Raw genomic sequence first — 8,405 nt, 5'->3', positions numbered from 1 at the left:
CCCCCCCCGCCTCTGACAGATCCCTGCGGCTGTTGGTAGGTGTCGACCTTGGTCGACACGTCTGTCAGATATCGAGATGGGGTCAGATCCGTTTTCCTGCGGAAAACGGATCTGACCCCATCGGCGATCCCATCGGCATGGCGGGCGTCGGATCGTGTCTGGGGCAGAGCCCCCTGAGTCAGGGGGCGGCCGCGAAGCGGCGGGGGTTTGGGCGTTGGTAAGTGGGGCCCGCGGTTCGCGCAGCGAAGCGTGGGAGCGGCAGCGCGCATGCGATGGCGCGTACCGCAGGCCCTGCCGACCAACCCACTACTTGGCAGCAGCGATCTGCTTTTCGATGTCGGCGGCGGTCACTGGGCCGAGGAAGCTGTGCGCGAGCTTGCCCTGCGGATCGATCAGGTGCGTCAACGGCAAACCGCGCGGCGTGGCGAAGTCAGCCGGCGGATCGTAGGGATCCACGATCACGATCGGATAGGTGACCGGATGCTTGGTCAGGAACGCCTGCATGTCCGGCACTTCGATGTCCTCATAGGCCAGCCCGACCACCTCGATGGTGCTGCGCATCGCGTGCAGCGCCGACAGTTCGGGCATCTCCTTGCGGCACGGTGCGCACCAGGTGGCCCAGAAGTTCACCACCACCCACTTGCCGCGATGCGCGGCCAGGTCGTAGTCGCTGCCGTCCACCGCCTTCATCTTCAGCGCCGGGAACTCGGCGGTGGTGCGCTCGGCCGGAGTCTCGGCCACCGGTGCCGGCGTGGCCGGCGTCGGTGCCTGCGCCGGTGGCTGGCTGCTGGCCGGTGCCGGTTCCTGGGCCGGCTTGCAGGCCGCCAGCGCCAACAGCAGGGCCAGCGGGAGCAGCAGCGGCAACGAGGTCTTGCGGGTCATGGTGTGTCTCCGGAATCGGTATAGATATCGCTGACCTTGCGCTTGAGGCGTTCGCGCAGGGGCAGCCGCAGATCGTCCAGCGCCGCCAGTGCGGCACGGCCCAGGCTGTCGTCGCGGTACGGCAGGTGCTGCTCGGCTACCGGAATGCGCAGCTGGGTGCATTCGTACAGATCGGCGAGGCTGACCTGGTCCAGGTCGCGCGACAGCAGCCACTCCCCGCGTTCATCGCGGCGTAGCAGGTCGATCTCCTGAAGCTTGCAGATCAGGTCCTGCAGCAGCGAATCGGTCAGCATCGGTTCCAGCCGCAGGATCTCGTCATCGGCCAGGCCTTTGCCCTTGACCCGCGCATGCTGGAAGCGGCCCAGCAGGCGCAGCAGGCCATAGAACTCGTAGCCCTGCGGCAGCCGCAGTTCAACCGGTTGGTAGCGGAAGGCAGCCATCGACGACGCCAGCGACGCGCCCAGCAGCACCGCCACCCAGCACAGGTAGATCCACAGCAGCAGGATCGGCACGAAGGCGACCGTGCCATAGAGCTTCTGGTAGGACTGGAAGCTGCCCAGGTAGGCGCCTATGCCCCACTTCACCAGTTCCAGGATCACCGCGGCCAGGATCGCGCCGGGCACTGCGTGCCGCCATTTCACCGTGTGATGCGGCACCACCCGGAACATCAGGGTGATGCAGACGAACTCGATCAGGATCGGCGCCAGCCGCAGCGCCAGCTCGGCCAGCCAGCGGCCCTCCTGCGTGCCGAACAATGGCATCGCGAACACCCGTGCCGACACTGCCAGCGAAGCAGCGGCGAGCATCGCGCCCAGGGTCAGCACGGTCCAGTAGACCAGGAAGCGGGTCAGTTTGGGCCGGGTCGAACCGACCCGCCAGATCTGGTTGAAGGTCTCTTCCACGCTGTTGAGGGTGATCAGCAGCGATACCACCAGCGCGATGAAGCCGGCGGCAGTGAGCTGGCCGGCACTGGCCGAGAACTGCCGCAGATAGCCTTCAGCCGCGCGTGCGGCATTGGGTACGAAGTTGGAGAAAACGTAATCGCTGAGCTGATCGCTCCAGCGGTCGAAGACAGGGAAGGCCGAGAGCACGCCGAACACCACGATCGCCAGCGGCACCAGCGCGAACACCGTGGTGTAGGCCAGCGCCGCCGCTGCCTGGAACAGGCGGTCGTCGAGGAAGCGATGCCACAGGAAGCGGCCGAAGCTGATGGCGCGTGCGCGATCCCGCGCGCGCTCCATCCACAGGTTGAGCGTATCCAAAGGTTCCATCGGCGAAAGGGTACCCGATGCGGAATGCTGGCAGGATAGCCATACTGGGGGCCAGACGACGAGGAGAAGCGGGCACGATGGGCGAGATTCTGGTGCTGTACTACAGCCGGGGCGGTTCGGTGGCACGGCTGGCGCGCCAGATCGCGCGGGGCATCGGCGAAGTGCCGGGCATGAGCGCGCGCCTGCGCACCGTGCCGCCAGTGGCCGCGGTCACCCAGACCGCACAGCCACCGGTGCCCGACGATGGCGCTCCCTATGTGAGCGTGCAGGACCTGGCCGAGTGCCAGGGCCTGCTGCTCGGCAGCCCCACCCGCTTCGGCAACATGGCTGCGCCGGTCAAGCACTTCCTCGACGGCCTGGGCGCCGAGTGGGTCAACGGCACCCTGTCCGGCAAGCCGGCGGGCGTGTTCACCTCCACCGCATCGATGCATGGCGGCCAGGAATCGACCCTGCTGTCGATGCAGGTGCCGCTGCTGCACCACGGCTGCGTGATCGTCGGCATTCCGTTCACCGAACCGGCGTTGAGCCACACCAGCAGCGGTGGCACGCCCTACGGCGCCAGCCACGTGGCCGGTGCCGCCGACGACCCGCAGCCGACCGACGACGAGGCGGTGCTGGCCCGTGCGCTGGGCCGGCGGGTGGCCGATATCGCGCAGCGGCTGGCCCGATGAGCGCCGCGCCGCGCACGGTCCTGCTGCTGGCCCTGATGGGGCTGGCCGCGCTGTTTGCCGGCTGGTTCATCAATGACCGGCACTGGCTGGCCACCCAGCTGGTGTTCACCGCGCCGCCCCTGGTGCTGGCCGTGGCCTTGCGCCTGGGCTGGCGCAAGGCCGGCTTCTGGGCCTCGGTGCTGGCGCTGGGCTGGTTCAGCCACGGCGTGATGAGCGCCTGGAGCCACCCGGAGACGCGCTGGCTGGCGCTGATCGAGATCGTGCTGGCCCTGCTGGTGATCTTCAGCGCCAGCCTGCCCGGCCTGCGCGCCCGCTTCGGCAGGCGACGCTGACGCTGCGCCCGCTGGGCCGTATCATCTGCATTCCTGGCCTCGCGCCGCAGTACCTGTCCTGGTTTCGCGCATGCACATGATGGAAGAGCTCCTGGTCGTCACCACCGGTGGCACGATCGACAAGATCTACTTCGACGACAAGTCGGACTACCAGATCGGCGATCCGCAGATCGGCATGATCCTGCGCGAGCTGGGCGTGACGTTCCGTTTCAACGTGATTCCGATCCTGCGCAAGGACTCGCTGCACATCAACGATGAGGACCGCGAGCTGATCCGCGCCACCATCGCCGCACAGCCGACCCGGCACGTGCTGGTGACCCACGGTACCGATTCGATGGTGCAGACCGGCAAGGTGCTGGCGACGATCCCGGACAAGACCATCGTGATGACTGGCGCGCTCAGCCCGGCGCGGTTCCGCGGATCGGATGCGGAGTTCAACATCGGCTGCGCGATCGGCGCGGTGCAGTCACTGCCGACCGGCGTATACATCGCGATGAACGGGCGGATTTTCGACCCGCAGCACGTGCGCAAGAACGTGGCCGCGAACCGCTTCGAGTCGGTCTGAGGAACAGCGTGCCGACCAAGCTCGGCACCCAACAGAGCGCTCTCCTGTAGTGCCGAGCCATGCTCGGCAACCGCGCGCCAGCGCGGCACTACGGTCTGCAGCCGGAGCAGCCGGAGCAGCCGGAGCAGCCTGGCATGGGCTCGGCCGTACAGAAGCAAAAACGCCCCGGCCGAAGCCAGGGCGTGCCCTTGGAGAGGGTCTTGGGCTCAGTACTGGGCGTTGAGGGTCACGCCCGAGAAGGTGCTGTACGCCTTCACCCGCACATACCAGGTGCCGGCGGCAGGGCTGTTGATGGTGCAGGTTTCGCTGTTGCCGCTCAGGTACGGACGGCAGGTGTAGGCGGTATCGGTCGGGGCACTGCCCTGGCGCACGTACAGGTCGGCATCACCGCTGCCACCACTGATCGCCACGCGCAGCTGGGTGCTGCCGGCCGGGACGTTCACGGTGTAACTCAGTGAAGCACCGCTGGCAGCGGCCAGGCCGGTCACCGGCACGTTGTTCTGCAGCACGTTGCCACCCGGGTTCGGGTTGCCACCGCCGTTGATCGCTGCGGCCACGGCCGCGTTGGCGTCGACGATGCCGGCGCCGCAGCCGCCCGAGCAGGCGCCCGGCAGCGGGCGTGCGGTGCTCTTGATGATGCTCTCGACCTGCGCCGGGCTCAGCGCGCTCGGGGCGACCGACTGCATCAGCGCGACCACGCCGGCCACGTGCGGGGCCGCCATCGAGGTGCCGTTGTAGGAGGCGTAGCTGGCGCTGCCCGGGGTGGTGGTGCCGGTGTTGAGGGTGGACAGGATGCTCTGGCCCGGGCCGGAGATATCGATGCCAGCGCCGTAGTTGGAGAAGCTGGCACGCGCGCCGGCCGAGGTCGTGGCCGCCACGGCGATCACATTCGCGCAGTTGGCCGGCACCGACGAGGACACGTTGGTGTTGCTGTTGCCAGCGGCGACCACCACGGTGGTGCCGCGGCTGACCGCGCCGTTGATCGCGTTCTGGTAGGTGGCCGAGCAGGTGCCGCCGCCGCCCAGCGACATGTTGATGACTTCGGCCGGATTGGCATTGGCCGGCACGCCACTGACGGTGCCGCCTGAGGCCCATACGATCGCGTCGGCGATGTCAGAGGTGTAGCCGCCGCACTTGCCGAGCACGCGCACCGGCACGACCTTGGCGTTGAAGGCGGTGCCCGCCACGCCGCTGGCATTGTTGGTCACTGCCGCCACGGTGCCGGCGACGTGGGTGCCGTGCCAGCTGGAGTTGGAGGCCGGGATGCCCGAGCCGCACTCGTTGGCGCCATACCAGTCGCCTTCGTCGTTCGGGTTGCTGTCGCGGCCACCGCCGTCGCGCGCCATCGCCGCGTCGCTGATGAAGTCATAGCCGGGCAGGATGTTGGCGTTCAGATCGGGATGGTTGGTGATGCCGGTGTCGATCACCGCTACCACCACGCCGGTGCCGGTGGACTTGTCCCACGCCGGCTGGATGTTGATGCCGGCACTGGAGGTGCCAAAGCCCCACTGTTCGCTGAAGCGGGTGTCGTTCGGGGTCAGCGTGGCGCGCATGATCTGGTCGACTTCGACGTATTCCACGCTCGGGTCGGCCGCCAGCTTGCGCATCAGCAGTTCGGATTCGGCCTGGTCGAGCGGACGGTCGGTCCTGACCAGGGTCGGGCCGACGGCGAGCTTGCGGACTTCCTGCAGGCCCAGCGCGCGGCCCTGGCTGCTGGCCAGCCCGGCGGCGGCACTCTTCAGCGAAGACGCCAGCGCGGTGGTGCTGGCCACCGGGGCGCTGCCTTCACGGTACTTCACGATGAAACGCTGGTGGGTCGGTGCGGACTGCAGGCCGCTGAGCTGGACATCACCGGCCAGCGCGGGCGTGGCCAGCAGCAGCGATGACAGAACGGACGCACCAAGGACCACCCACACTCGACGCACACGCGGTTGCGTTACCTGGGACATCGTATTTCCCTTTCTAGTGGTGTGAATGCCGGAATCGGCAGAAGCACCGGCCCGAACCATGGGCTGGCTTGCATTGGCGAGGTTCGGATGACCGGTGAGTCAGCGGATCCCCCTATCGATCCGCCGTGCACATGACGCTAATGACCAAAACCGGACACCACAAGATTTTCAGCGTCTTTTCAGCAAGATGAAATGTTCGTTCTGAGACTTTTCGGGTCGAGGGTTTGTGAAGATGAAGGAACTTTCTCGTGTCCTGCACAGACCTGACTGGGCCGTCACGTGTCCTGGAATGACTGTGCCGACATCGGCGTCCGCTGATCCGGGGTCAGATCCCTTTTCCCATGGAAAAGGGATCTGACCCCAAGCCCATAACGCAGAAAGCCCGTCACGGGGACGGGCTTTCCGGAAGAGCAGCCGAGCGTCGGCTCGGCTCTACAGTTCAGCGTCGGGCAATCAGCCCAGCTTGACCAGCCAGTTGTGGCGGTCCGGCAGGCGGCCGTACTGGATGTCGGTCAGTTCCTTGCGCAGCGACATGGTCACTTCGCCGGCCGGGGCGTTGATGTCGCCGACCGAGAAACCTTCGCCCTTGAGCTGGCCGATCGGGGTAACCACTGCAGCGGTACCGCAGGCGAACACTTCGGCGATCTCGCCCGACGCCACGCCCTGCTTCCACTCGTCGATGCTGACCTTGCGCTCTTCGACCTTCATGCCGCGGTCGCGGGCGAGCTGCAGGATGCTCTCGCGGGTGATGCCCTCGAGGATGCTGCCGGACAGTTCCGGGGTGACCAGCGTGCCGTCCTTGTAGACCAGGAACACGTTCATGCCACCCAGTTCTTCCAGGTACTTGCCTTCGACCGGGTCGAGGAACAGCACCTGCGAGCAGCCCTGCGCCTGCGCCTTCTGCTGCGGCAGCAGCGAGGCAGCATAGTTGCCACCGCACTTGGCGGCACCGGTGCCGCCCTTGGCCGCACGCGCGTATTCGGTGGACAGCCAGATCGACACCGGGGCAACGCCCTTGGCGAAGTACGGGCCGGCCGGGCTGGCGATGACGTAGTAGCCGGCCTTGTGCGCGCCACGCACGCCGAGGAAGGCTTCGTCGCCGATCATGAACGGACGGAAGTACAGGCTCGACTCATCGGCCGACGGCACCCAGGCGCTGTCCACGGCGATCAGCTGCTTCAGCGATTCGACGAAGATCTCCACCGGCAGTTCCGGCAGCGCCAGGCGCTGGGCCGAACGCTGCAGGCGGCGGCCGTTGGCGTCCGGGCGGAAGGTCCAGATCGAACCGTCAGCATGGCGGTAGGCCTTGATGCCCTCGAAGATTTCCTGGCCGTAGTGCAGCACGGCCGCGGCCGGGTCCAGCTGAAGCGGGCCATAGGCACGCACGTTGGCGTTGTGCCAGCCGGCGTCCTTGTCCCAGCGCACTTCCACCATGTGATCGGTGAAGTGCAGGCCGAAGCCGGGCTTCTCCAGGATCTGGGCGCGCTCTTCAGCGCTGCGCGGGTGGTCCGAACGGGTGACGGCGAAGCTGGGAATGGACTGGGACACCGGAGGATTCCTGTTCTGGTTGCGGGTAGTGCCGGGCCCGCGTCACTGCGGGCCCTGGGTCAAAGCATGCCGGTCTCGAGCCTGGCCGCCTCGGACATCATGTGCTGGTTCCACGGCGGGTCGAATACCAGCTCGACGTCGGCCTCGGCCACCGTCGGGATCATCTCAAGCTTGCTGCGCACGTCGTCGACCAGGATGTCACCCATGCCACAGGCCGGTGCGGTCAGGGTCATCTTCACGTCGATCTCGCGCTGGCCTTCGTCCAGGTGCTTGATCTCGACCTCGTAGACCAGGCCCAGTTCGACGATGTTCACCGGGATTTCCGGGTCGAAACAGGTCCGAAGCTGCTGCCACACCAGCTGTTCCACCTGTTCATCGGTGGCGTCGGCGGGCAGTTCCAGCGGCGCCGGCGCCTCCTTGCCGATCGCGTCGCCGTCCTTGCCGGCAATGCGGAACAGGTTGCCCTCGACGAACACCGAATAGCTGCCACCGAGCGCCTGGGTGATGTACCCATAGCTGCCGGCGGGCAGGGTCACGGTATCGCCCTGCGGGACCATCACGGCCTCGCAATCGCGCTCGAAGTGGACAGGTTCACTGCTACGGGAATACATGGGGACCGATATGGGGCCGTGGCCGCAGCCACGCAAGCACGCATTCTAGCCCAGCCGCCCAGCCGCCGCCGGTGCACCGCGGCAAACCACAGTATCCTGTGGGTGATCTTCAGGGAGCTTCGATGTCCTCCAATGCCGCGCGTGCCAGGACCGTGACCTGGCTCTGGCCCTTCATGCTGTTGCTGGGCCTGGTTGTTGCTCCCCTCGCCTGGCTGGTGCTGGCGCTGATGACCGGCCGGCAGGTCGGCTGGATGGCGGTGGTGACCGCCCTGGAACTGGTGTTCATGCTGCGCCTGGGGACGCTGGGCCCGGGGCGGCTGCGCATCGCCCTGGTCGTGCTGGGCACCGTGCTGGTGGCTGCCGTGGCCAACTGGACCATCGCCAGCGCCTGGATGGGCGGCTCGATCGGGCTGGACCTGTGGGACGCCACGATGCGGATGGGCCCGCACCTGGCCTGGACCCTGATCACCCTGGCCAATGGCGCGATGGAGTGGCTGTGGTTGGCGCTGGGTGTGGCCGTGGGCGCGTGGCTGGCGCGCTGAGCGGGTAGATCCACGCCACGCGTGGATGGGGGTA

9 protein-coding genes are annotated in these 8,405 nt (G+C 67.2%); 4 read left to right on the top strand and 5 right to left on the bottom strand.

The window, feature by feature from the left end; all coding sequences use genetic code 11:
* Nucleotides 1-306: 306 nt before the first annotated feature.
* Nucleotides 307-882: a TlpA family protein disulfide reductase gene (locus tag ARC23_RS05965; RefSeq protein ID WP_057496391.1), complete on the bottom strand. Its 576-nt coding sequence runs from the start codon at nt 880-882 to the stop codon at nt 307-309.
* Nucleotides 879-2,153, bottom strand: a complete 1,275-nt coding sequence (locus ARC23_RS05960; RefSeq protein WP_057496390.1) for a YihY family inner membrane protein — start codon at nt 2,151-2,153, stop codon at nt 879-881. Before ARC23_RS05960 ends, ARC23_RS05965 begins: the two co-directional genes overlap by 4 nt.
* Before the next feature lie 77 nt (nt 2,154-2,230).
* Here ARC23_RS05960 and wrbA point away from each other — a divergent pair, with 77 nt between their 5' ends.
* The 3 genes from wrbA (at nt 2,231) to ARC23_RS05945 (ending at nt 3,721) form a co-directional block, all read left to right on the top strand.
* A complete protein-coding gene (gene wrbA, locus ARC23_RS05955; protein WP_057496389.1) occupies nt 2,231-2,824 on the top strand; it encodes an NAD(P)H:quinone oxidoreductase in 594 nt (197 codons plus the stop codon).
* A complete protein-coding gene (locus ARC23_RS05950; RefSeq protein WP_057496388.1) occupies nt 2,821-3,156 on the top strand; it encodes a DUF2069 domain-containing protein in 336 nt (111 codons plus the stop codon). Before wrbA ends, ARC23_RS05950 begins: the two co-directional genes overlap by 4 nt.
* A 79-nt stretch (nt 3,157-3,235) precedes the next feature.
* A complete protein-coding gene (locus ARC23_RS05945; RefSeq protein WP_040009892.1) occupies nt 3,236-3,721 on the top strand; it encodes an asparaginase domain-containing protein in 486 nt (161 codons plus the stop codon).
* A gap of 206 nt (nt 3,722-3,927) precedes the next feature.
* On the opposite strand, the gene ARC23_RS05940 is transcribed toward ARC23_RS05945, so the two are convergent.
* From ARC23_RS05940 to sufT, 3 genes are all read right to left on the bottom strand, one after another.
* Entirely contained in the window at nt 3,928-5,670 is a 1,743-nt protein-coding gene (locus tag ARC23_RS05940; RefSeq protein WP_057496387.1) for a S8 family peptidase, read from the bottom strand.
* A gap of 453 nt (nt 5,671-6,123) precedes the next feature.
* Entirely contained in the window at nt 6,124-7,218 is a 1,095-nt protein-coding gene (locus tag ARC23_RS05935) for a branched-chain amino acid aminotransferase (protein WP_057496386.1), read from the bottom strand.
* Between the two features lie 59 nt (nt 7,219-7,277).
* Nucleotides 7,278-7,829, bottom strand: a complete 552-nt coding sequence (gene sufT / locus ARC23_RS05930; protein ID WP_004144911.1) for a putative Fe-S cluster assembly protein SufT — start codon at nt 7,827-7,829, stop codon at nt 7,278-7,280.
* Between the two features lie 122 nt (nt 7,830-7,951).
* Here sufT and ARC23_RS05925 point away from each other — a divergent pair, with 122 nt between their 5' ends.
* Nucleotides 7,952-8,371 carry a hypothetical protein gene (locus ARC23_RS05925; RefSeq protein ID WP_057496385.1) on the top strand — a complete coding sequence of 140 codons (420 nt, stop codon included), beginning with the start codon at nt 7,952-7,954 and terminating at the stop codon, nt 8,369-8,371.
* Nucleotides 8,372-8,405: the final 34 nt, after the last annotated feature.

Source organism: Stenotrophomonas beteli, assembly GCF_001431665.1.
Lineage (GTDB): Bacteria > Pseudomonadota > Gammaproteobacteria > Xanthomonadales > Xanthomonadaceae > Stenotrophomonas > Stenotrophomonas beteli.
Note: the sequence above shows the minus strand (reverse complement) of the source record. Positions and strands in the feature narration are given on the sequence as shown.